The 23,314-nt window shown below is 63.3% G+C and carries 17 protein-coding genes; 12 read left to right on the top strand and 5 right to left on the bottom strand.

Annotated elements, in window-relative coordinates; translation table 11 throughout:
* Positions 1-118 precede the first annotated feature (118 nt).
* Both H3Z74_RS05225 and H3Z74_RS05220 read left to right on the top strand, forming a co-directional pair.
* Positions 119-3,157, top strand: coding sequence for a TonB-dependent receptor plug domain-containing protein (locus tag H3Z74_RS05225; protein WP_187762898.1), 3,039 nt, complete (start codon positions 119-121; stop codon positions 3,155-3,157).
* A 61-nt stretch (positions 3,158-3,218) separates the two neighbouring features.
* Complete coding sequence (locus H3Z74_RS05220; protein WP_187762897.1) at positions 3,219-4,361, top strand: serine hydrolase domain-containing protein; 1,143 nt, start codon at positions 3,219-3,221, stop codon at positions 4,359-4,361.
* A 162-nt stretch (positions 4,362-4,523) separates the two neighbouring features.
* On the opposite strand, the gene H3Z74_RS05215 is transcribed toward H3Z74_RS05220, so the two are convergent.
* On the bottom strand, positions 4,524-6,584 hold the full coding sequence (locus H3Z74_RS05215; protein ID WP_229726905.1) for a TonB-dependent receptor plug domain-containing protein: 2,061 nt from the start codon (positions 6,582-6,584) through the stop codon (positions 4,524-4,526).
* 130 nt (positions 6,585-6,714) lie between these two features.
* A complete protein-coding gene (locus H3Z74_RS05210; RefSeq protein ID WP_187762895.1) occupies positions 6,715-7,083 on the bottom strand; it encodes a winged helix-turn-helix domain-containing protein in 369 nt (122 codons plus the stop codon).
* 98 nt (positions 7,084-7,181) lie between these two features.
* Here H3Z74_RS05210 and H3Z74_RS05205 point away from each other — a divergent pair, with 98 nt between their 5' ends.
* The 6 genes from H3Z74_RS05205 to H3Z74_RS05180 all read left to right on the top strand — a co-directional run bounded on the left by H3Z74_RS05205 (position 7,182) and on the right by H3Z74_RS05180 (position 15,514).
* Positions 7,182-9,230 (top strand): NAD(+) synthase, encoded by a 2,049-nt coding sequence (locus H3Z74_RS05205; RefSeq protein WP_187762894.1) that lies wholly within the window; start codon positions 7,182-7,184, stop codon positions 9,228-9,230.
* A gap of 262 nt (positions 9,231-9,492) precedes the next feature.
* On the top strand, positions 9,493-11,049 hold the full coding sequence (locus H3Z74_RS05200) for an alkaline phosphatase D family protein (RefSeq protein WP_187762893.1): 1,557 nt from the start codon (positions 9,493-9,495) through the stop codon (positions 11,047-11,049).
* Between the two features lie 170 nt (positions 11,050-11,219).
* Positions 11,220-13,682, top strand: a complete 2,463-nt coding sequence (locus tag H3Z74_RS05195; RefSeq protein ID WP_187762892.1) for a TonB-dependent receptor — start codon at positions 11,220-11,222, stop codon at positions 13,680-13,682.
* Between the two features lie 7 nt (positions 13,683-13,689).
* Entirely contained in the window at positions 13,690-13,872 is a 183-nt protein-coding gene (locus H3Z74_RS05190) for a hypothetical protein (protein ID WP_187762891.1), read from the top strand.
* Positions 13,873-14,190: 318 nt separating this feature from the next.
* On the top strand, positions 14,191-15,042 hold the full coding sequence (locus tag H3Z74_RS05185) for a metal-dependent hydrolase (protein WP_187762890.1): 852 nt from the start codon (positions 14,191-14,193) through the stop codon (positions 15,040-15,042).
* Positions 15,043-15,073: 31 nt separating this feature from the next.
* Positions 15,074-15,514 carry a DUF2147 domain-containing protein gene (locus H3Z74_RS05180; protein ID WP_229726904.1) on the top strand — a complete coding sequence of 147 codons (441 nt, stop codon included), beginning with the start codon at positions 15,074-15,076 and terminating at the stop codon, positions 15,512-15,514.
* A gap of 226 nt (positions 15,515-15,740) precedes the next feature.
* On the opposite strand, the gene H3Z74_RS05175 is transcribed toward H3Z74_RS05180, so the two are convergent.
* Positions 15,741-16,418, bottom strand: a complete 678-nt coding sequence (locus tag H3Z74_RS05175) for an NAD(P)H-dependent oxidoreductase (RefSeq protein ID WP_187762888.1) — start codon at positions 16,416-16,418, stop codon at positions 15,741-15,743.
* 48 nt (positions 16,419-16,466) lie between these two features.
* Complete coding sequence (locus H3Z74_RS05170) at positions 16,467-17,189, bottom strand: alternative oxidase (protein ID WP_187762887.1); 723 nt, start codon at positions 17,187-17,189, stop codon at positions 16,467-16,469.
* Between the two features lie 174 nt (positions 17,190-17,363).
* Here H3Z74_RS05170 and H3Z74_RS05165 point away from each other — a divergent pair, with 174 nt between their 5' ends.
* The 4 genes from H3Z74_RS05165 to H3Z74_RS05150 all read left to right on the top strand — a co-directional run bounded on the left by H3Z74_RS05165 (position 17,364) and on the right by H3Z74_RS05150 (position 23,023).
* Positions 17,364-19,763, top strand: a complete 2,400-nt coding sequence (locus H3Z74_RS05165; RefSeq protein ID WP_229726903.1) for a phosphoketolase family protein — start codon at positions 17,364-17,366, stop codon at positions 19,761-19,763.
* Positions 19,760-20,815, top strand: a complete 1,056-nt coding sequence (locus tag H3Z74_RS05160; RefSeq protein ID WP_187762886.1) for an acetate/propionate family kinase — start codon at positions 19,760-19,762, stop codon at positions 20,813-20,815. Before H3Z74_RS05165 ends, H3Z74_RS05160 begins: the two co-directional genes overlap by 4 nt.
* A gap of 62 nt (positions 20,816-20,877) precedes the next feature.
* Positions 20,878-22,404 carry a PAS domain-containing sensor histidine kinase gene (locus tag H3Z74_RS05155; protein WP_187762885.1) on the top strand — a complete coding sequence of 509 codons (1,527 nt, stop codon included), beginning with the start codon at positions 20,878-20,880 and terminating at the stop codon, positions 22,402-22,404.
* Positions 22,394-23,023 carry a response regulator transcription factor gene (locus H3Z74_RS05150; RefSeq protein WP_187762884.1) on the top strand — a complete coding sequence of 210 codons (630 nt, stop codon included), beginning with the start codon at positions 22,394-22,396 and terminating at the stop codon, positions 23,021-23,023. The genes H3Z74_RS05155 and H3Z74_RS05150 overlap by 11 nt, the downstream gene beginning before the upstream one ends.
* Here H3Z74_RS05150 and H3Z74_RS05145 read toward each other — a convergent pair.
* Positions 23,020-23,202, bottom strand: a complete 183-nt coding sequence (locus tag H3Z74_RS05145; RefSeq protein ID WP_187762883.1) for a hypothetical protein — start codon at positions 23,200-23,202, stop codon at positions 23,020-23,022. The two genes, H3Z74_RS05150 and H3Z74_RS05145, sit on opposite strands and share 4 nt — an antisense overlap.
* Positions 23,203-23,314 lie beyond the last annotated feature (112 nt).

Genomic DNA, 23,314 nt, shown 5'->3' with positions numbered 1-23,314 from the left:
AGGGATGCATGCCATAAGGCTATGGCTCACCCCACAGAAACTATGGAGCAGCGCAACATTCTTGTTACTTAATGCAATCGGACGCACGGGCAATGCGTGGTTCACGGGGGTTCATAACATGATTAGTTCCAAGTCGCTCAAATCGGTCCTGGTTTCGGGCACCGCTTTCGCCGCCCTGACCTGTGCGCTGCCGGGTGCCGCAGTCGCGCAAAGCACGCAGGACGCGCCTGCTCAGCCCGCCGCAGAGCAGGACAATAGCGAGATCGTTGTCACCGGCACGCGCATCATCCGGGACGGCTTCCAGGCGCCGACACCGCTCACAGTGATGACTCAGGAAGAAATCCTGAACCAGTCGCCGTCCAATAACGTCGCCGATTTCGTCAACCAGTTGCCGTCGCTCGCGGGATCGACGCGCCCAGCCAATTCGCGCCTGAACCTCAGCAGCGGCCAGGCGGGCATCAACGCACTCAACCTGCGCAATCTGGGCGAAACCCGCACGCTGGTATTGCTCGACGGCCGGCGCTCGGTGGGCTCGACAATTACGGGACTGGTCGACGTCAACACGATCCCGCAAGGCCTGATCAAGAGCGTCGAGATCGTCACGGGCGGTGCGTCGGCGGCTTATGGTTCGGACGCCGTCGCCGGCGTCGTCAACTTCGTCCTCGACAAGAAATATCAGGGGCTGAAGCTGTCGGCCGACAGCGGCATCACCACGCACGGCGATGGCCGCAACTATTCGTTCGAAGCAACAGCCGGGCATTCGTTCGCGGGTGGGCGTGGTCATATCCTGCTGAGCGGGGAACTCGCGCATCGCGACGGCATCTTCCAGGTCGATCGCGACTGGAACGCGACGGGCTATGTGCGCATCCAGGATCCAAACTGGGTGAACGGCAGCACCACCCCGCGATATCTGATTCGCCGGCAAGTCGGCGCGGCGAACTCGACCCCGGGCAGCCTGATCCTCAATTCGTCCGGCGGCACGGCGAACCAGCTGCGCGGCATCTATTTCGGCCAGGGCGGTCAGGTTCAGCAATATCAATATGGCGCGCTGACCTTTGCTTCACCGAATGGCGGCACCCCGCCGACACTGACCCAAGGCGGCAGCTGGCAGGTCAATGATTCCGGCCGGCGGATCGGTCTCGATCCCCAGGACGACCGCTATGGTGTGTTCGGGCGACTGAGCTACGAGATCGGCGATGGGATCGAATTGTTCGCCGAAGGATCGTACAATCGCCAGAAGGTCGTGTTCAACGCCGGTCCAAACCTCGCGTCCACAACGACAGCTTTTGATAGCCGCAATGTCGGCGCCGGCAGCGCAGGCGCCAGCACATTGGCGGCGGATAATGCCTATCTGATCAATGCGCTCGGCGCCGCACGGCTGGCAGGGATCACCGGCGTGACGATCGGTACGACCGCGGCCGACCTCCCGTACCGCGGCGTAGAGAATGAGCGAAAGGTGCAACGCTATGTGATCGGCGCCGAGGGCAAGTTCGAAGCGTTCGGCAAACCGGCTCACTGGGATATTTACGGGCAATATGGCCGCGCCGAGTTGCACGAAGAACTGACCAACATCATGCACACGCAACGCACAGCAAGCGCGGTCGATGCCGTCTTCGCCCAGGCCGGCAATCCGGGCGGCTATGCCGTGGGCTCGATCCAATGCCGCATCAACGTCGATGCAGTCGCTACGAACAATGATCCCAATTGCCGGCCGCTCAATCGGCTCGGCATTGGCGTCGCCGATCCAGCGGCGATCGCGTACATCTTGGGTAACCCCTATCGCGATGAGGTTGCCGAGCAAAAAGTGTTCGGCGCCAATCTGTCGCTGACGCCGTTCGCAACCTGGGCCGGTGACGTCAGCATCGCGATCGGCGGCGAATATCGCGAGGAAAAGATCAGCGGCTTCGTCCCCGCCCAATTCCAGCCGACCGTCACCGCCAATCCCACCGGCGGCCTCACCACGACCAATACTTGGTCGGTGGGCAATTATCTGCCGACCAACGGCAAATATAATGTGAAGGAAGCCTATCTCGAAACCGTCGTTCCAGTGGGGCTGGGCCTGGAGTTCAATGGCGCGGTGCGCGCAACCGACTATTCGACGTCAGGCTATGTCACGACGTGGAAGGCAGGCGCGACCTGGAAGCCAATCGAGGACATCCGATTCCGCGTGACGCGCTCGCGCGATATCCGCGCGCCCAACCTCAATGAACTGTATCAGGCCGGCTCGTCGAACACAGATGCCGTCAACAATCCTTTCGGAGCCGGCAAGGGGCCAAATGGCGGCAACTATGGGACGAGCATCTCCTATTCGGCGCTGAGCCTGGGCAATCCGAACCTGCGTGCCGAAAAAGCGGATTCCTGGAATATCGGTGCAGTCCTATCGCCAAGGTTCCTGCGCGGCTTCAACCTGTCGGTCGATTATTTCCGCATCGACATGAAGGATGCGATCGACACGCTCACTGCGCAGGATATCGTCAATCGCTGCTTCGAGGGGCGGGCGGAATATTGCGCCATCATCACGCAGGACCCCAACAATGCTGCACGCATCCTGATCCGTAATCAGCCGTTCAATTTTTCGCGCAAACTGGTGCGCGGCATCGATTTCGACGCTTCTTATCGCCTGCCGCTCAACAGCATCTTCGCAAAAGCGACGGGGAACTTCACGCTGCGCGGCGTGGCGACACGTTACATTGAGAATCTCAGCGACCCCGGCATTCCGGGCACTCTGGTGTTCAATACGGTCGGCACGAACGGCGGCCAGTACAGCACGCCGACCTGGATCTTCCGCGCGAGCGCAACCTACGACACGGAAAGCACCGCGATCAGTTTGGTGGGGCGTGGCGTGAGTTCGGGCAAATATGCCGCCAACGGCATCGAATGTCAGACCGGATGTCCCGTTTACCCGACCACCGCAGTAGCGAACCAGCATCCGACCTATGACGACAACCATGTCTCGGGGCTGTTCTATGTCGATTTCAACCTGACGCAGAAGATCAAGGCGAGCAGTTCCTCGGAAGCGCAGCTCTTCCTGAACGTGACGAATGTGTTCGATCGTGCGCCGCTGCTGGTGCCGGAGACTGGCCTGGCGGCGAACAGCACTTTTTCGGACATGCTCGGCCGCGCCTTCCGCGTCGGCGTTCGCTTCCAGTTGCGTTGATCGGCATGCCGGCTCCATCCTGTCCAGGATGGAGCCGGGCATTGTCAGAGATGCTCGCATGATGCTTTCGATCGCCCTGCTTGCCACCGCCGCGCAGCCTGTCGCGACGGTTCGCGTGGCGTTCGACCGCAAAGGCGAAACTACGGTCAGCGTCTCGGGGGTTGCAGATCTCGCCAACCAGCGTGCCGTAACCGCCGACGATCCGGTGCGGGTCGCCTCGATTTCCAAGCTGGTCATGGCGATCGGGGTGATGCGGCTGGTCGAGCAGCACAAGCTCGACCTTGATGCCGATGTCTCGACCCTGCTCGGCTGGAGCTTGCGCAATCCGGCTTTTCCCGACCGCAGGATCACACTGCGGCTGCTGATGTCGCACCGCTCGAGCCTGACCGACGGCGTCGACTACGTCCTGCCGCTCGACGCGGATCTTCGCACGGTGATTGCCGATCCCAAGGCGTGGGACGCCGACCACGCGCCGGGCAGTTTCTTCCGCTACACCAACCTCAACTCGCCGATCATCGCCGCAGTGATGGAGCGCGCGACGGGGGAGCGCTTCGACCGGCTGATGGACCGGCTGGTGCTCGCGCCGCTGAAAATCCATGCCTGCTATAATTGGGCGAATTGCAGTGACACGGTCGCGGCCCGGGCAGTGGTGCAGTATCGCGCGGGCGAGCCGGCGAAGGACGACAATCGCGGTGCGAAACCCGCCTGCCCGGTCCAGCCCGCCAGCGACGGGAGCTGCGACCTCTCGCGCTGGCGCGCGGGCGTGAATGGCGGGATCTTCTCGCCCCAGGGTGGCTTGCGCATCTCCGCGCGCGGGCTGGCGAAGATCGGGCGGTTGCTGCTGAACGGCGGCACGCTGGATGGCGTCCGGCTGCTCGGCCGGCGCTCGATCGCACAACTCGAAAAGCCGCTATGGACGTTCGACGGCAGCAATGGAGACACGCTGAAGGGCTTCCATTGCAGCTACGGCCTCGATGTCGCGTTCCTGGCCACCGGGATCAAGGATTGCCGTGACGATCCGTTCGGGGATCGGCGCCACCAATGGGGTCATGCCGGCGACGCTTACGGCCTGTATTCGGGCCTGTGGGTCGACCGCAAACGCGGCACCGGCGTCGCTTATTTCGCGACGGACGTGCCGGCCGTACCAGGACAGCGGTCGGCCTTCACAGCGACCGAGGAGATGCTGGCCCGGCCCGAACGGTAAATGCCATAGTCGGTCTTAAAGCGTCGATGATTTAGGGGAACGCCCCACCGTCATCCCCGCGAAAGCGGGGATCCCGGTATCTCGCCACACAGCCAGAAAAAGGAGGAGCGGGATCCCCGCTTTCTCGGGGATGACGGTAGAAGATTCAAATGTCATCCCGCTCTAATAGCGCGCACGCAAACTGGCGAAGAAGCTGCGCCCCGCTTCAGGGAAGCCGTCGACCAGCTGGTAATTGTCGTCGAGCAGATTGCGCGCGCCGACACCGATTTGCACGCCGTCGATCACCTCGTAATCGACACGCAGATTGGCCACGGCATAGCTGCCGGTGCGGTAATAGCGCAGCCCGGTCGAGACCAATGTGGTGCGATCGGATGCCAGGTCGATGCTCGGCACGATATGTACGGGCCCGACCGGCGACCAGTCGGCATAGAGGAACGCCTTATGGTCGGGCACGTCGGTCAGTTCGAACAGGGTCGGCAGAATGCTGCCCGGCTTTGGGCGGATGTTGAAACTGCGATGGGTATAGGTATAGTTCGCGCCGAGTTGCAGCGTCGATCCAAGCCGGGCTGTGGCTGAGATTTCCCCGCCATAATATTCCGCCTTGCCGAGATTTTCGCGCCGGGTGGTGGTGGCGGAAGACCCCGCCGGCCGGACCGAAACGATCGCATCGCTGATATCGCTGTAGAAGAGCGCGCCCTCGATCCGCAGCGCGCCGAACTGGCGGCTGCCGCCGATCTCGTAATTGGTCGCGCGTTCGGGGTTGAGGCCGGGGTTGGATGCAGCGGTGCCGAACTGCGTGCTGAAACGCTCGAAGATGGTCGGAAAGCGCGCGCGCGACGAAATGCTCGCATAGAGCCGGGTCGCGCTGTCGGGCGTCCAGATCAGTTGGCTCTGTGCGTTGAACGCGTCGGTGTTGCGGATCGGATAGCTGAACAGACGCTGCGGGCCACCGCTTGCCGGTACGCCATATTCTTCGGCACGCTTCAGGTCGCGCCAGTCGAAGCTGGCCCCGGCCACGAACGACAAGGTCGGCGAGAGCGCCAGCCGGTTCTCGGCGGCGATGCTGTAGGTGTCCTCGACATTGGTCTGGCGCGGCTCGGTGGCGCCGCTTGGGAAGCCCTGCTGATACTCGACATGGCGGTCACGGCGGTAATGCGCGGCGAGACTGAAGGTGTCGGCGGGCGTAAGGTCGACACTGAGCTGCGCCGAGCCGCCATAGGCATCATCCTCATAATAGCTGTTGAAGGCGCGACCCAGGGTCTGGGTCGCCTGAGTGCGGTTGTCGAACGAGCGCAGCAGATTGTCGAAGGTGTTGTAGAAGATCCGCGTCTTCAGCGTGGCGTGATCGCCAAGCGCTGTGGTCGAAAGAAAATAGACGCTGTCGATGTTCCAATAGGGCCAGCTCCAGTTGCGCTGGGTGGCGATGCCGTCAGTGATGTGGAGCGGCGCGTTCTTGGCGCCCTTTTGCCGGGTGTAACTGATCGAATATTCGTCGGTCTCATTGGGCGTGAAGCCAGCCTTCAGGTTGAGCCGCGAATCCTCCGTCCGGGTGAAATCGCGCTCGCCGCCATTTTCATTGACGGTCGGCACGAAACCGCCGGCCAGATCCCAATGATCGCGGAAATTGCGCGTATAGCTCGCCTGCGCATACCAATTATCCTGCTTCGTCCCGATCAGGCCGAAGACATTATAGCCGGCATAATCCGCGCCGCGATCCAGATCGAGCGTGCCGCGCGTCTCGACTTCCAGCGCCTTGGTCGGCTTTCGCGTGACGAGATTGATCGCGCCGCCCATCCCGCCGGGACCGTCGAGCACGGAGGCATAGCCCTTCGCCACCTGCACCTCGGCAATGTCGGGGGTGAGGAAGCGACCATAATCGAGCCGGTTGTCGGCCGGCAGATAGACACGGATGCCGTCGATCGACAGCGGCACCTGAAACCGGTCGAAGCCGCGTACGAAGATCAGCCGTTCATTGCGCGATCCGCCGCTGTTGGAGGACGAGACGCCGGGGATGATGTTGACGGCCTCATCGAGCGTCACGCGATTGAAGGCGTAGATCGCCTCTGACGACAGGGTCGATGCGCCAATCGCGACGCCGGGCTCGCGCGTGCCGGTGACGATGATCTGACCGAGATCGAAGGCGTTATCGACCGGCGGTTTTTCATCGGGTGTGGTGGACTGCGCCATGGCCGGCGTCGCCAGCATCAGCATCGATCCTGTCATCACTATTGCCGAAAACCGCATATGTCCCCCTTCGATCGCTGTCGTACTGCTATATCTCGCCGTATACAGCTCAACGCCGCAAGGAAAAGAGCGCGGTGTGGCGAGGTGCTAGTTCAGTTGAGCGGGCCGATCAGGCGGGCGGCAATGGAGCCTTGCGCAGTTCCTGTTCGAGGATCGCCAGCGGCGCGCTCGCGGCACTGGCAAGCGCCGTCTCCAGATCACGATAAGCCTTCAATATATGCCGGCCCGCCGGAGTGAGGCGCGCACCCCGCGCTTGTCCGCCGCCGGCGACCGTTTCGACCAGCCGGTCCGACCAGCAGCGGTTCATGCTGTCGACCAGCAGCCAGGTGCGGCGATAGCTCATGCCCAGTGCACGGCCTGCGGCCGAGATCGATCCTTCGCGCTCGATCGCGTCGAGCAGGTCGGCCTTGCCCGGCCCGATCGCGGCCTCGTCACCGCAAAAAAGCTGCGCCTTCAATTTGAGCGAGTCGATCCGCATATATCCCTCTTAATGCCAATAAAGCGCGCCGGACATCTTGGGCGCAAGCCCCCGTCGGAGCCGTGGCGTTGACGCGGAAAGGCCGCTAAACGCTGAGCATGGCGAAGACCCACCCCTTTCATTCGATCCACAGCCACGGCCTGATCCGCGCCGGCGCCTGTACCCCGCATGCCACGGTCGGCGACCCGGCGGCGAACGCCGCGGCGACGATCGCGCTGGCCAAGGATGGACATAAGCGCGGCGCCGACCTGCTGGTCTTTCCAGAACTCAATATCAGTTCCTATGCGATCGACGATCTGCACCTGCAGGACGCGCTGCACATCGCGACCGATGATGCGCTCGCGGCGGTGGTCGCAGCGTCCGCCAGGCTGCACCCAGTGCTGCTGGTCGGCGCAGCGCTGCCGCGCAACGGGCGGCTGTACAATTGCGCGGTGGTGATCGCGCGCGGCCGCATCCTCGGCGTCGTGCCCAAGACCTTCCTGCCCAATTACCGCGAATATTATGAGAAGCGCTGGTTCGCGAGCGGGGCCGGCCAGTCGGGCGAGATCGAAGTGGCGGGCCAGACCGCGCCGTTCGGCACCGACCTGATCTTCGCCGCGAGCGACTTGCCGCATTTCATTTTCCATGCCGAGATCTGCGAGGATTTCTGGGCCCCCACGCCGCCCTCGACCGCCGGCGCGCTGGCCGGGGCGCTGATCTGCTGCAATTTGTCGGCGTCCAACATCGTGGTCGGCAAGGCGCGCGAGCGGGCGATGCTGTGCGCGGCGCAATCCGCGCGCGCCGCCTGTGCCTATATCTTCTCCGCCTCCGGGCCCGGCGAAAGCACCACCGACATGGCATGGGACGGCCAGGGCATGATCCATGAACTGGGTGAGTTGCTGGTCGAATCCGCGCGCTTCGAACGCGGCGCCGACACCATCTATGCCGATGTCGATTGCGGTCGCCTGCTTCAGGAGCGCATGCGCGTCGGGACCTTCAACGACAGCGCTGCGCTTGCCGGCCATCCCGAGACGCGGTTCCGCCGCATCGCATTCGAGCACAAGCCGGGCTTTGCCGATATCGGCCTGGAACGTGCGGTGCGCCGCTTCCCGTTCGTGCCCAACACGCCGGAAAAGCTCGATGCCGATTGCTTCGAGGCGTTCAACATCCAGGTCGAGGGCCTGCTCAAGCGGATCGAGGCGGCCAAGGCGGAAACATTGGTCATCGGCGTGTCGGGCGGGCTCGATTCGACTCATGCGCTGATCGTTGCGGCCAAGGCGATGGACCGGCTCGGCCGGCCGCGCGACCATATCCTGGGCTTCACCATGCCGGGCTTTGCGACCGGCGATGCGAGCAAGGGCAATGCCTGGCGGCTGATGCGCGCGCTCGGCATTGCCGGCGACGAGATCGACATCCGCCCCGCCGCACAGCAGATGCTGCACGACATCGATCATCCCTTCGCCAGTGGCGAGCCGATCTATGACGTGACCTTCGAAAATGTGCAGGCGGGCCTGCGCACGGATTATCTGTTCCGCCTCGCCAATCAGCGCAGCGGGCTGGTGGTCGGCACCGGCGATTTGTCGGAGCTGGCGCTGGGCTGGTGCACCTATGGCGTCGGCGATCATATGAGCCATTATGCGGTCAATGCCGGCGTGCCCAAGACGTTGATCCAGTTCCTGATCCGCTGGTGCGTCAAGACCGATCAGTTCGATCGCGAGACCGATGCGATCCTCGAGGCGATCCTGGGCCAGGAGATTTCGCCCGAGCTGGTCCCGGCCGATGCCAGCGGCGCGATGCAGAGCACCGAAGCGCGGATCGGGCCATACGAACTGAACGATTTCTTCGTCCATTATATCGTGCGCCACGGCATGGCACCGTCGAAGATCGCCTTCCTCGCCTGGCATGCGTGGCGCGATGCGGCGGCCGGGCGCTGGCCGATCGATTTCCCGCGCGACGGGCGGCATCAATATGACCTGGCGACGATCAAGGGCTGGCTGGAGAAATTCCTGTTCCGTTTCTTCGTCACCAGCCAGTTCAAGCGCTCGGCGATCCCCAATGGGCCGAAAGTGTCGGCCGGCGGGGCGCTCTCGCCGCGCGGGGACTGGCGCGCGCCGTCCGACGGCACCGCCGCGCCGTGGCTGGCGGAGCTGGCGAAGAACGTGCCGTGAATGGCACAATACCGACCTGACTGTTCTTCTGACGTGCTTCCCCGGCGAAGGCCGGGGCCCAGTCGCGAAACATGGATTGGCTGGCGTTCCCTCGCCTTCATTATGGCATTCCCGACTGGGCCCCGGCCTTCGCCGGGGAAGCCAAATTGGAGGGGAGCAGGATCGATACGAACTGGTATGAACTAGCGCACCGGTGATCGCTGTCATCGGCGCGCAACATCATCAGCCGATGGGGAGTGAAATCGCTTATCGAAAGACCGAAATGCCCCATATCAGCCGCCGCTCACTGATCACCGGAGCCGCCGGTAGCGCCGCCCTGCTGTCGATCGGTGCGCGCGGATCCGTTCCGCTGCCGCATGGCCTGTTCACGCTGGGCGTCGCATCAGGCGATCCGCTGGCCGACGGCGTTGTGCTGTGGACTCGCCTTGCCCCTGCTCCGCTTGCCGATGATGGCGGCCTGCCGCCGATCAGCATCCCGGTGCGCTGGGAAGTGGCCGAGGATGAGCGGTTCGGCCGGATCGTGCGCAGCGGCCAGGTTCGTGCGCTGCCCGAGTTCGGCCATTCCGTGCATGTCGATGTCGCCGGCCTGCGTCCCGCGCGGCGTTACTGGTACCGCTTCATCGCCAATGGCGAGACCAGCGCGGTGGGGCGGACCCGCACCGCGCCCGCCGCCGGTGCGCCGGTCGACCGGCTGCGGCTGTGCTTTTCGTCGTGCCAGAAATATGAGGCCGGCTATTATGCCGCCTATCGCCATATGGTGGCGGAGGATCCCGACCTGATCCTGTTCCTGGGCGATTACATCTATGAAGGCGCGCCCAATAATCTCGGCGTGCGGCGGCACCTCAACCCCGAGCCGGTCGATCTGCCCGGTTATCGCGCGCGCTACGCCACCTACAAGCTCGACCCGCTGCTGCAGGCCGCGCACCAGGCCGCGCCCTGGGCGCTGACCTGGGACGATCATGAGGTCGCCAATGATTATGCCGATGCGCTCGACCAGGAGAATAGTGACCCGGTCGCGTTCCTGCGCCGCCGCGCCGCCGCCTATCAGGCCTATTTCGAGCATCAGCCGCTGCGCGCCGCCACACGCCCGTCGGGATCGTCGATGCGACTCTACCGCACGCTCGACTGGGGCGCGCTGGCCCAGTTCCAGATCATCGACGACCGCCAGTATCGCGGGCCGCGTGCATGCCAGCCCGAGGGTCTGATCGCGGCGCATAAACGCTATCAGAATCTGGTCGGCCCCTGCCCCGATCTCTATTCGAGCGACCGCACCATGCTCGGCACGGTACAGGAGCAATGGCTGATGGACCGGCTCGGCACGAGCAAGGCGCGGTGGAACCTGCTCGCGCAGCAGACGCTGATGCGCCAGCAGGGCCGGATCGACCCGCTCCATCCCGAACGCGGCCCGCAATTTTCCGCCGACAGCTGGTCGGGCTATCCCGCTGCACGCGACCGCATCTTCCGCCGCTGGGTCGAGGCCGGTACCGCCAACCCGCTCGCGCTCGGCGGCGATATCCACGCCTTTGCCGCCGCCGACATCCAGGACCCGGCCAAGCCCGACGGGCCTGCGATCGGATCGGAATTCGTCGGCGGATCGATCTCCTCGCTGTTCAATGACGCCAGCTTCAAGGCGCAGGCGGCAGCCAACGGCCTGAAGTTCGCCGAGAATGAAGTGCGCGGTTATGCGCGGGTCGACCTGACCCCCGGCCTGTGCGTCACGACCTTTCGCGGGGTGAGCGACGCCCGGCGCGAGGATGCCGATATCCGCGACCTGGTGCGCTTTTCGGTGGAAGCCGGACGCCCTGGTCTGCAAATCTAGAAATGTTTCAGAAACACTTCACACTGTCATAATTGCTACACGGAAGCTTCCTAGGTCGGCCTCGACTCAGGGACGATACACACAAAATATCGACGAGAATTGACGCCACCCGGCGCTCGGGATGGCGCTTGCTCCCCTGCGTCTGATCCATTCACCCTGGGGGCGTAGCGATGATTTTTCCTTCCACCATTCGATCCGGCAAGGCCAAGGCCGGCATCTTCCTGCTGACCGCAAGCCTGTTGAGCCTGGCCAGCGGCACGGCCTGGGCCGCCACGCCCGCGCCGGAGGATGCCGATGCCGCGATTGTCGCCGACCCGGTTGCTGTCGACGCGGCAGGGCCGGAAGGCGAGCTGGGCGACATCACCGTGGTTGCGCGCAAGCGGTCCGAAAATGTCCAGACCGTGCCGATCGCGATCACCGTGATCAGTTCGGCCGAGCTGACGCGGCAGAACCTGGTCAACTTCACCAATTTCCAGGTCAAATTCCCGGCCTTCTCGGTCTATCTGACCAACCCGAAGCAGCTCAATCTGGGCATTCGCGGGATCGGCAATAACGGCTTCAACACCGACGGCATCGACGGGTCGGTCGGCATCTTCGTCGACGGCGTCTATACCGGCCGCCAGGGCATGGTTTCGAGCGATTTCAACGATATCGCCGATGTCGAATTGCTGCGCGGGCCACAGGGCACCTTGTTCGGCAAGAACACCACCGCGGGCGCGGTGATCATCAACACGCTGAAGCCCAGCTTCAAGTTCGGCGCGACCGCTGAAGCAACGGTCGGCAATGAGGGCTTCTATCAATTCAAGGGCAGCGTGACTGGCCCGCTGATCGACGATAAGCTGGCAGTGCGCCTGTCGGGTTTCTACAGCGACAAGGACGGCAATTACCCCAATGTCTATAATGGCAAGAAGCAGAATGGCCGCCAGGGCCAGGGCCTGCGCGGCCAACTGCTCGCCACCCCGACCGACAATCTGTCGATCCGCCTGATCGCCACCTATGGCCGGCAGAGCTTCCCGAGCATCTCGCCGGTGATCCTGTCGATCTATAACCCGGCGGCGTTGCAGAAGCGCATGGCGGACGCCGGCTATACGTTGCTGACCAGCAACGCCAAGGACCGCAAGATCAACATCGACAGCCCGCTCACGGCGCAGACCGATCTGTTCTCGACCAGCGGCGAGATCAATCTTGGCCTGGGCTCTGCCGGCGATCTCACCTCGATCACGGCGTATGAACGCTGGTCCTGCTTCACCAACAACGACAATGACTATACGCAGCTCGATGCGCTGAGCGACTATGGGTCGTGCAACAAGGAACGCCAGTTTTCGCAGGAACTGCGCTGGTCCACGCCGAGCGACAAGCCGATCGTCGCCACGCTGGGCGGTTTCCTGTCGCGCCAGCGGCTGCAAGTGGATTCACGCGTTCGCTTCGGCAGCCAGTATAATATCTGGGCGGCCAATCCCTCGGCGGCGCAGTTCCCGACGATCGGCGGCAAGACCTGGGCGCAGGGCGCCTATGCCGCCGCGCTGACCGGTGCGGGCTTTCGCTCGCAAGCGGTGTTCCACACCGACACCGATGCCCTGTTCGGCAATGTCACCTGGCACCCCGACGCCGACCGCCGGGTGGCGATCGATATCGGCCTGCGCCAGACCTGGGAGCGCCGTAGCCAGCTTTATGACGGCGTCGTCGCATCCAACCCCGGAAATTTGACCACCGCCCAGTTGCGGGCGCTGTCGCCAAGCGGCGCCAATGCGCAGCTCGGCCATGTCGACACCAGCCTGAAGGACAGCTCGCTGTCGGGCGAGCTTGGCGTCAATTTCAAGGTCAACTCCGCGCTGATGGTCTTCGGAAAATATGTCCGCGGCAACAAATCGGCCGGCTTCAATCTGTTGCCTTATAATTCGAGCAATCCGGATTCAGGGGTCGCATCGGCCATCGCGCTGGGGGCCGGACAGACGGTCAAGGGCGAGAAGGCCGATGACGTCGAAGCCGGCATCAAGAGCGAATGGTTCGACCGCCATCTGCTCATCAACGTGACCGCCTTCCTGACCAAGGTGCAGAATTATCAGGCCAACCAGGCGGTGGGCGTCGGCAACACCGCGCTCAAATTCCTCGCCAATGTCGGATCGCTCACCTCGCAGGGCGTCGAAGTGGAGGGTGAAGCCTGGCCGCTGGAGGGTCTGCATCTGAAGGGGTTCGTCGCCTATAATGATGCGGTCTATTCCTCGTTCCGCAATTCGGTTTGCCCGGGCCAGTCGACCGCGCTGACGTGCGACCTGACCGGGCGCCAGGTTGCCTGGGCGCCGAAATGGACCACCGACCTGACCGCCGACTACACCCATGCCATCTCGTCCGATGTGACGGGCTATGCGCTGGTCGATATCAACTGGCGCTCCAAGCAGAACACAACCATCACGCTGGACCCGTCGGCCGAGATCCAGGGCTATGCGCTGACCAGCTTCCGCGCCGGCGTGCAGTTGCTCGACCGCAAGCTCGACCTGCAACTCTGGGTCGAGAACGCATTCAACAAGAGCTATTACATCAACCTGCTCGGCTACACGAAATCGACCGGCATCATTCAGGGCTATCCCGGCAACCCGCGCACCTTTGGCGCGACTGTTCGCGTCACCCTGTAAGCCTCCAATGATCGAGCTGGAGCGGCTCCGGATTCCATCCGGGGCCGCTCTTTTCGTTTCCAGCGCAGCGACGGCGGCGGACAAGGCCCTTGGCTCACCGCGCTTTGGCCATGCTGTTTCCGACACCAAGAAAGAGCGGGCCGACATTCATCCGGAAAAAGCGATATGCCCGATTGCCTGGATGCGTTGAATCGTCGCCGGCGGGCGCCTGAACGGCCGAGCCGGGAGAATGGACGACGGGAGATATGTTACACCAGCAATGTAACATATCTCATCCCGCGCCAGCTTCGGCGATAGATAAAATAATGTTATATATCATATATTTGCTGTAAAATAGGCAGCAGACCGGTCAAACGAAAATCGTTAAACCTTCCGAGCTCGTCCGCGCGGGCTGCCCTGCCTTCAAGATGAAGCGCGGGTTCAAAGGCGTGTGCCCGATCCGTTATATTGACATTGATGTTCAAATCGATATACGGACATCAATGTCAATACGACATGGAGACGAGTCATGACCAATCAGGCCACCCTCACCCCGCCCGATCTGCCGATTCCGTTGCGCGACCTGCGCTTCAACCGGGAACAGGCCGGCCATCCGCATTGGTGGCATGGCAACGACCCTGTTGCCTCGGCCTTCTTCAACGCGCTGTCCTGCACCTTCCCGGCCGGCGAGAAATTCTTCATGGACGCGGTGCGCGCCTTCCGCCGCGACGTCAGCCCGCATCTACAGATGCAGATCAAGGGCTTCGTCGCGCAGGAAGCGGTGCACAGCCGCGAGCATGCCGCATTCAACAAGCTCGCCGCCGACAGCGGCTATGAAATCGACCGGCTCGAATCCCGCACGAAGAAAGTGCTCGGCATCGCCCGCAAGCGCAGCAAGCATCATCAGCTTGCCGCGACCTGCGCGCTGGAACATTTCACCGCGATGCTGGCGCATGAGCTGCTCGCCAATGACAGCCGCGACATGGATGCCGCCCCGGCCGATATCGGCCGGTTGTGGAGCTGGCACGCGATCGAGGAGATCGAACACAAGGCAGTCGCTTATGACACGTTCCTGGCGGTGACGGCGGACTGGTCGGGGTTGCGGCGCTATTTCCTGCGCACCAGGGCCATGATATTGGCTTCGCTCATCCTGTATGGGACGATTGCAGCCAATATGCGCGACCTTTACCATCAGGACGGCTTGCGCGGTGTGCGCATCTGGGGCCGCACGATCAAATATCTGTTCGGCAAGAACGGCATATTGCGCCGCATCGTCCCGGCCTGGATCGGCTATTTCAAACCCGGATTCCACCCCTGGCAGCATGACGAACGCGCCCTGCTCGCCCGGTCCCAGCAACGTCTCGGGCTCGGAGTTGCATAATGCGACGCCGCATCATTCAAGGGAGAACCGTGTGAAGACTCATCTTTCGGCCGGCATTGCCGGGGCATTGCTGCTGTTCGGCTCCGGCGCAGCGATCGCCTCGCCGGACAGCGCCCTGCTCGGCAAATGGCGCACCCAGCAGCGCAACGGCGTGGTCGAGATCCATCGCTGCGGCAAGGCATTGTGCGGCCGCGTGCTCGACGGCGATCCGCTCCGCGCCAATCCCGACCAGCGCGACATCCGCAATTCGGACACGGCGTTGCGCGGGCGCAAGGTGATGGGCCTGCGTATCCTGAGCGGCTTCACCGGTGGCCCGACCGAATGGAAGGGCGGCCCGCTTTACGATCCCAATACCGGCGACGGCGCGACCTCCGGTTCGCTGACGCTGGAGAACCCCAGCACGCTGAAGGTGAAGGGCTGCATCGCGGTGTTCCTGTGCCGGACCCAGACCTGGACCCGCGCGCCGCGCTGACATTTGCGCAGTGAGAGGGATGACGTCACCGCCCCTGACTAAGCCGGGGGCGGTGGCGTTTTGTCGTGGGTGCTGGCTGGGACAGGATAACATCTGATCGCGCCATCCCGCCATCTCCGCGAAGGCGGGGATATTTATGATGGCGGTTATTGGGCCGGCAGCAGAAGGACCGCTTTCAGACCATTGGAGCGAACAGTCCCCGTTCGTGCATCGTCGGCGGTTTGTCTCAGTCGGATGTGGCGAGCAGCAATCGCCTCTGATCGGCACCTCGCTTGGCGGTAAGCCCCATGCATGTCACGCGGGCGCGCTCTTCGACCTGGGTAAGATAGTGGCGTGCCAGGCCATCTTCGGAATCGGGGGCCAACGATCCGAAATGCTCGTGTCCAGCATCGGTCATGCCGAACACGGCCATGAGATATCGGTCAAAGGCCTTTCTGACCGCTTCCATCTGACCGTGTTCGTCTAGCCAGATGCTGGAGGCCGCCGATGTCGAGAAGGTTGCCAAGCTCTTGCCCGCCAAAATCGAATCCTGAATACCGTGACTTATGGCAGCCGGCGTCAGTCCCGCCCCCATCACCCGGTCGACATACCCCTTGATCATCGCCGGCGGCATCCCAAACCAGATCGGGTAGACGAACACGATGGCATCGGCTTCCCGCAACAGGCCCAGCTCCTGCGCGACGTCCATCGACATCGCAGTGTGATGTTCGGGAAAGCGATTGCCGCGCAGCCGCGGATCGAAATCCAGCGCATAGAGATCGCGGATTACCGCTTCCTGCCCGGCGTCCCGCACGGTCCTGCAATAATGGTCAGCGATGGCGTGATTGAAGCTGCCGGGCACGGGATGGCCGATGACGATCACGTGGCGCGGTGGATGATCGGCAATCGACGAGTCGCGGGTCATTATCATTCTCCAATCGCCAGATACTTGTGGAAACGGGATAACCCGGGCTCAGCCGCCCACTGCGAGTTCGGTAGCATGCGGTGGATAAGGCGCGTTGGGCCGGTCGATCGGCATGCCGGCGATGGTACTGGCAAAGCCGTGATTGACGTCGCGGTGATGCGCCTCGTCATCGCGTACCAACAGCACGACATCGCGCAGCGTCGCATCGTCGGCCATCTTCCAGTAATGCCGCGCGATTGCCGGCGCCGGCACGTTGGGCGACCGGCCTTCGTCGATTTCCTTCAGGTACAACGTGTAGCTGGTCACCGCCTCTTCCTCGAAATAGCCGACGACGCGGTGCGCGGTCCGCGCAGAGAGCAGATAAAGGACCGAAAAGCCGATCAGAAACACGCCTTGCACCAGCAGGATCACCGTGCGCTCGAACCAGGTCGGCTTGGCGATCTCGATGAACGTCATCAAATGCATGCGCTCATTCTCTGCTTCTTCCATCAAGGTGCGGATCCAGCCTTGATCGTCGCGCATCCGGCGCAGGCATTTGAGGTGGGTGAACATCGCGCCGACCATCCCGGGCACCGCCGCGACGGTCTCCAATACGATCGCGCGGTGGCCATAGCGCTTGGCGAAAAACGTGTCGGCGCTGAACCGGAGGAGCTTGGTGAAGCCGAGCGCGAAGCGATCGGAAAAGCCTTTCGGTTCGTGATGTACGATGGGCTGCGCCTGGCGTTCGATAGCGAGCGCGAGCGCATCGGGCTTTAGGACGGCGTTGACCATGTGAGCTGTCTTTCCACTGTTCGATTGAGGACATCCCTAGGGCGGGAGCGGTGGTGCGGGCAGCAACGGAAAGTACGTAGATTGCGCGGTCTTCTGCGTAGTTTCCGACGCTGACCGCGTGCGCGCGGCCCTCCTATGGCCGGGCTTCACGCCACGACCCGACGGGAAGCCGATATGACCGACATGATGATAGCCGCGATCGAGCGGTCTGGAAAAGGTGCCGCCGGCCCGCTGTCGCCCGACATGCTGCGGCGCATGCACGGGTATTGGCGCGCAGCGAACTATCTTTCGGTCGGGCAGATTTACCTCCGCGCCAACCCGCTGCTCGATCGGCCACTGGAGATCGGCGACGTGAAAACGCGGCTGCTCGGCCATTGGGGCACGACGCCGGGGCTCAACCTGATCTATGTCCATCTCAACCGGCTTATCGTCGAGCATGATCTCGACATGATCGCGGTCATCGGCCCGGGACATGGCGGGCCGGGGATCGTTGCCAACACCTATCTCGAGGGGTCGTACACCGAAACCTATCCCGCGATCGAGCGCAGCCGGGGCGGCATGGACCGGCTATTCCGGCAATTCTCCTGGCCGGGCGGCATCCCCAGCCACGTCGCTCCGGAAACACCCGGGTCGATCCATGAAGGTGGCGAACTGGGTTATTCGCTCGCCCATGCCTATGGCGCGGCGTTCGACAATCCCGACCTGATCGTCGCCTGCGTCATCGGCGATGGCGAGGCCGAGACGGGTGCGCTCGCAGCGAGCTGGCACAGCAACAAGTTCCTCAACCCCCCGCGCGACGGCGCAGTCCTGCCGATCCTGCATCTCAACGGCTTCAAGATCGCCAATCCGACCGTGCTGGCGCGCATCGGGCGCGAGGAGCTGACTGAATTGATGCATGGTTATGGGCACGAACCCTTCTTCGTCACGGGCGACGATCCCGATATCGTGCATCAGTCGCTCGCGGCGACGCTCGATACGGTGCTGGAGCGGATCCGCGCGATTCAGGCTACTGCGCGCAATGGCCTGCCGGACAATGGACGCCCACGCTGGCCGATGATCGTGCTGGAAACGCCCAAGGGCTGGACCGGGCCGAAGGTCGTCGACGGCAAACCCGTCCAGGGCACATGGCGCGCGCATCAGGTGCCGATCGCCGATTTCACCGATCCCGAACATCTTCGTCAGCTCGAGCAATGGCTGCTCAGCTATCGTGCGGATGAGCTGTTCGACCCCAGCGGCAAGTTCCGTGAGGAGTATGCTTCGCTCGCGCCGACCGGGCATCGGCGAATGGGCTCGAACCCGCACGCCAATGGCGGTGCGCTGCTCCGGCCGCTGGCCCTGCCCGACTTTCGCGATCACGCGGTGACCGTACCGGAGGCGGGCGGTGTGAAGGCGGCGGCGACCGCGGTGCTGGGCGATTTTCTCCGCGAGACCATGGCGCTCAACCTCGATGCCGCGAATTTCCGGCTGTTCGGACCCGACGAGACCGCGTCGAACCGTCTGCAGGCGGTATATGATGTCACCGGCAAGGCGTGGATGGCGGAAACCGCGGCGGTGGACGAGCATCTCGACCGCAACGGCCGCGTCATGGAGGTGCTGAGCGAGCATCTCTGCCAGGGTTGGCTGGAGGGGTATCTCCTCACCGGGCGGCACGGGTTGTTCTCATGCTATGAGGCGTTCGTCCACATCGTCGATTCGATGCTCAACCAACATGCCAAATGGTTGAAGGTCTCGGACGGAATCCCGTGGCGGCGGCCGATCGCATCGCTCAACTATCTGCTCACCTCGCATGTCTGGCGGCAGGATCATAACGGGCTGTCGCATCAGGATCCCGGCTTCATCGATCATGTCGCCAACAAGACGGCGGGCGTGGCGCGGATCTACTTACCGCCCGACGCCAATTGCCTGTTGTCGGTGGCGGACCATTGCCTGCGCAGCCGCAATTATGTGAACGTCATCGTCGCGGGCAAGCAACCCGAATGGCAGTGGCTCGGCATCGACGACGCGGTGCGCCATTGTACTGCGGGCGCCGGTGTGTGGAATTTCGCGAGCGATGCCGGCGAGCCCGATGTGGTGATGGCCTGCGCCGGCGATGTGCCGACGCTGGAAACGATGGCGGCGGTGATGCTGCTGCGCGAAAACATTCCGAATATCCGCATCCGCGTCGTGAACGTGGTCGACCTGATGGTGCTGCAACCACAGTCCGAACATCCGCACGGCCTCGACGATCGCGCGTTCGAGGCGCTGTTCACGGTCGACCGCCCGGTGATCTTCGCGTTTCACGGCTATCCGTCACTGGTCCACAAGCTGACCTATAAACGGCCCAACCACGCCAATATCCATGTTCGCGGGTTCAAGGAGGAAGGCACCACCACCACGCCGTTCGACATGGTCGTGCTCAACGATCTCGATCGTTATCGGCTGGCGCTCGACGCGGTCGAACGCGTGCCGCGGCTGCGCCATCTGATCCCCAATGCGCGCGCGCAATATTGGACGGCGATCGAACGCCACAAACTGTACATCGCCGAGCATGGCGACGACCTGCCGGAGATCAACGACTGGCGCTGGATCCGATGAAGATCCTGACGCTGAACGAGGGATCGTCGTCGCTGAAGTTCGGATTGTACGAGGCCGGATCGGGCACGACGGCGCAAATCGCGGCTGGCACCGCCGACCCCGCCGACACGACACTCGATACGATCACCGATGCGCTGGGTGGCAATCGGCCAGACGCGATCGGCCATCGCATCGTGCATGGCGGGCCGGATCTGTTCGCCCCTGTCCTGATCGACACCGGGATCATCGCCCGGCTTGAACGGGCCACCGCTTTCGCGCCCCTGCACGGCCCCGCATCGCTGGCATTGATCGCGGCCGCGCAGGCGCGTTGGCCGGACCGTCCGCATATCGCATGCTTCGACACCGGTTTTCATGCCGGCCTTCCTGATATCGCCGCGACTCTGCCGCTGCCCGGCACGCTTCGCGCGGCGGGCATCCGTCGATACGGTTTTCATGGCCTGTCCTGCCAGTCGATCCTCGATCAGCTCGGTGCGGAGCGGCCGCCGCGGCTGATCATCGCGCATCTCGGTAGCGGCGCCAGCGTCACGGCGGTGCGGAACGGCCAATCGGTCGACACCAGCATGGGCCTTACCCCGTCGGGCGGGATCGTAATGGCGACGCGCACCGGAGATCTCGATCCGGGCGTGTTGCTATACCTGATGCGCCGGCACGGGCTGGATGCGGCGGCGCTGGAGACACTGATCGATCGTCAATCGGGAATGCGCGGCATATCGGGCATATCCGGCGACATCCGCGAATTGCGCGCGGCAGCGAGTGAGGAAGCCAGGCTCGCCATCGCGATCTTCTGCCGCTCGGTAGCAAAACAGATCGCGGCAATGATGGCGGCCCTTGGTGGGGCGGATATGATCGTCTTCACCGGCGGAATCGGCGAAAATGATGCGGAAGCCCGGGCCGATATCTGCCGCGACCTGACCTGGGCCAACGTGCCAGCCGCAAGCGATTCCTGTCCCGCGACGATCGCCGTCCGCGTGATGCCGTCGCAAGAGGGGCATAGAATCGCGTCCGACGCTCGTGCTGTGCTCGTTGCAGCGTCGGGCAAGTCGCCGATTTGATAGGCATTTCCCGGCGTGGAGGTGGTACGCGATCGGCCCGGCGTTGTGCTGCATCGCCCGATATGAGGATTTGCGCGATCCCCCTGAAACCCGGCACCCTGGCGGAGGAGCTCGGCCTGTTGATCGACGGGGCGACCAACTACGCGATCTACATGCTCGATCCCCAAGGGTATGTGACGATCTGGAACCGCGGCGCGGAGCGTATCAAGGGGTGGACCCAGGCTGAGATCGTCGGCCGGCATTTCTCCGTTTTCTATCAGCCGCGCGATATCGCGGCGGACAAACCCGCCGCCGATCTGGTGCGCGCCGCTGCCGAGGGCAGGCTGGAGGAGGAAAGCTGGCGCGTCCGCCGCGACGGCTCGGAATTCTTCGCCTGCGTCACGATGACGGCACTGCATGACGAGACCGGCGCGTTGCGCGGCTTCGGCAAGGTCGTGCGCGACCTTACCGAACAGAAAGCGGCGGAAACCGCGCTGGCACGGCGTGAAGAGCATCTGCGCTCCATTCTGGAAACCGTGCCCGACGCGATGATCATCATCGACGAAGCCGGTACCATATCCTCGTTCAGCGCGGCGGCGGAGCGCTTGTTCGGCCATGTCGAAGCGGATGTGATCGGCCGCAACGTCTCGGTGCTGATGCCCGAACCGGATCGTGGCCGGCATGACGGCTATCTCGCCGACTATATGGGCGGTGGTGAACGCAAGGTGATTGGGCGGGTGCGGCTGGTCACCGGCCTGCGCCGCAACGGCGAGACATTCCCGCTCGAACTCGCGGTCGGGGAGGCATTGGTCGGCGACCGGCGCATCTTCACCGGCTTCATCCGCGACCTCACCGAACGGCGGCGTACCGAACTGCGTTTGCAGGACCTGCAATCCGAACTGATCCACGTCTCACGGCTGAGCGCAATGGGCACCATGGCCTCCACGCTGGCGCATGAGCTCAACCAGCCATTGACCGCCGTCACCAACTATCTCGAAGGCGCGCGCGGCCTGCTCGATGATCCGACACCCGAAACATTGGCGCTGGCACGTGAGGCGATGGAGGATGCAACGGCGCAGTCGATCCGCGCCGGCCATATCATCCGCCGGTTGCGCGATTTCGTCGCTCATGGCGCGGTCAGCCAGCGACCTGAGCCGCTGAACCTGATGGTCGAAGAAGCCGCGCACCTCGCGTTGATCGGCGCGCGTGCGGCCGGAGTCCGGGTGGTGACGGACTATTCCAGTACGGACGCGATGGTGCGGGCTGACCGCGTTCAGATCCAGCAAGTGCTGGTCAACCTTATCCGCAATGCGATCCAGGCGATGGCGGACACCCCACGCCGCATCCTGACGATCGCGACATGCCCTGTCGACGATCATATGCAGGTCACCATCACCGACACCGGCGGCGGTATCGCACCCGGCGTCGCCGACCGGCTGTTCCAGGCATTTGCCTCGAGCAAGCCGGAGGGAATGGGGTTGGGCCTGTCGATCTGCCGCACAATCGTCGAGGCACATGGCGGCGCGATCTGGGCGACCGCGCTGCCGGACGGTACCGAATTCCACTTCACGCTCTTGCGCGCGGATTTGGACGACATCGATGGCGGATGAGCGGCTTATCCATCTGATCGATGACGAAGACGCGATCCGCCGCTCGGCCAGTTTCCTGCTGCGCATGAGCGGGTTCCGGGTCGAAACCTATGCCTCCGGCGTCGCATTCCTCGCGGTTGCCGCCGAGGTGGAGCCAGGCTGTGTGCTGCTCGACATCCGCATGCCCGAACTCGACGGGCTGGAAGTACAGAGATTGCTCGGCGAGCGTGGGATCGCCCTGCCGATCGTGATGCTGACCGGCCATGGCGACATCGCCTTGTCGGTGCGCGCGATCAAGGCCGGTGCGATCGATTTTCTCGAAAAACCGTTCGAAAAGGTCGTTCTGCTGCGCGCCGTCGAGGAAGCCTTCGAGCGGCTCGGCGCCGCACAGACCGGGCAGATGAGCGTTGCCGCGGCGACGTTGCGCCTCGCTGTGCTGACGCCGCGCGAGCGCGAAGTACTTGACGGCATGGTGCGCGGACAGGCCAACAAGATCACCGCCTATAAGCTCGGCATCGCCACCCGTACCGTGGAAGTCCATCGATCGAACCTGACGCACAAGCTCGGTGTCCGCAGTATTTCTGACGTGTTGCGGATCGCGTTCGTCGCCGGTTTCGGCGGCCCACCCGCCGACGGCTAGATGAGCGCCCGGTTCGGCATCGTCAGGTTTTTGCGCAGCTCGGCCAATTGGGAACGATAGAGATCGGCCAAGCCCTCATGCGATGCCCGGTCGCATTCGCCCGAAGAATGTTCGGCCTGGCGCAGCGTCTTGGCAAGACGGGTTTCGATATAGGTAATTTCATTGTGGCGCTTCGGCATGGCGACCTCCTCATCGTTGAGCGATGAGCAGGCTCTAGCTGGTTTGGTTGCGGACCGGCCGGGTCGGAATCTACTTAGGGTCCAGCCTCTGCACCTGCCCGCTCGATCTACG

It is taken from the genome of Sphingomonas alpina (assembly GCF_014490665.1).
Lineage (GTDB): Bacteria > Pseudomonadota > Alphaproteobacteria > Sphingomonadales > Sphingomonadaceae > Sphingomonas > Sphingomonas alpina.
This window is presented reverse-complemented; position numbering and strand designations above follow the sequence as displayed.

Excerpts from the sequence above, each read along its gene's own strand:
- H3Z74_RS05225 (WP_187762898.1), top strand. The coding sequence starts at position 119 with ATGATTAGTTCCAAGTCGCTCAAATCGGTCCTGGTTTCGGGCACCGCT.
- H3Z74_RS05220 (WP_187762897.1), top strand. The coding sequence starts at position 3,219 with ATGCTTTCGATCGCCCTGCTTGCCACCGCCGCGCAGCCTGTCGCGACG.
- H3Z74_RS05215 (WP_229726905.1), bottom strand. The coding sequence starts at position 6,584 with ATGACAGGATCGATGCTGATGCTGGCGACGCCGGCCATGGCGCAGTCC.
- H3Z74_RS05210 (WP_187762895.1), bottom strand. The coding sequence starts at position 7,083 with ATGCGGATCGACTCGCTCAAATTGAAGGCGCAGCTTTTTTGCGGTGAC.
- H3Z74_RS05205 (WP_187762894.1), top strand. The coding sequence starts at position 7,182 with ATGGCGAAGACCCACCCCTTTCATTCGATCCACAGCCACGGCCTGATC.
- H3Z74_RS05200 (WP_187762893.1), top strand. The coding sequence starts at position 9,493 with ATGCCCCATATCAGCCGCCGCTCACTGATCACCGGAGCCGCCGGTAGC.
- H3Z74_RS05195 (WP_187762892.1), top strand. The coding sequence starts at position 11,220 with ATGATTTTTCCTTCCACCATTCGATCCGGCAAGGCCAAGGCCGGCATC.
- H3Z74_RS05190 (WP_187762891.1), top strand. The coding sequence starts at position 13,690 with ATGATCGAGCTGGAGCGGCTCCGGATTCCATCCGGGGCCGCTCTTTTC.
- H3Z74_RS05185 (WP_187762890.1), top strand. The coding sequence starts at position 14,191 with ATGACCAATCAGGCCACCCTCACCCCGCCCGATCTGCCGATTCCGTTG.
- H3Z74_RS05175 (WP_187762888.1), bottom strand. The coding sequence starts at position 16,418 with ATGACCCGCGACTCGTCGATTGCCGATCATCCACCGCGCCACGTGATC.
- H3Z74_RS05170 (WP_187762887.1), bottom strand. The coding sequence starts at position 17,189 with ATGGTCAACGCCGTCCTAAAGCCCGATGCGCTCGCGCTCGCTATCGAA.
- H3Z74_RS05165 (WP_229726903.1), top strand. The coding sequence starts at position 17,364 with ATGACCGACATGATGATAGCCGCGATCGAGCGGTCTGGAAAAGGTGCC.
- H3Z74_RS05160 (WP_187762886.1), top strand. The coding sequence starts at position 19,760 with ATGAAGATCCTGACGCTGAACGAGGGATCGTCGTCGCTGAAGTTCGGA.
- H3Z74_RS05155 (WP_187762885.1), top strand. The coding sequence starts at position 20,878 with ATGAGGATTTGCGCGATCCCCCTGAAACCCGGCACCCTGGCGGAGGAG.
- H3Z74_RS05150 (WP_187762884.1), top strand. The coding sequence starts at position 22,394 with ATGGCGGATGAGCGGCTTATCCATCTGATCGATGACGAAGACGCGATC.
- H3Z74_RS05145 (WP_187762883.1), bottom strand. The coding sequence starts at position 23,202 with ATGCCGAAGCGCCACAATGAAATTACCTATATCGAAACCCGTCTTGCC.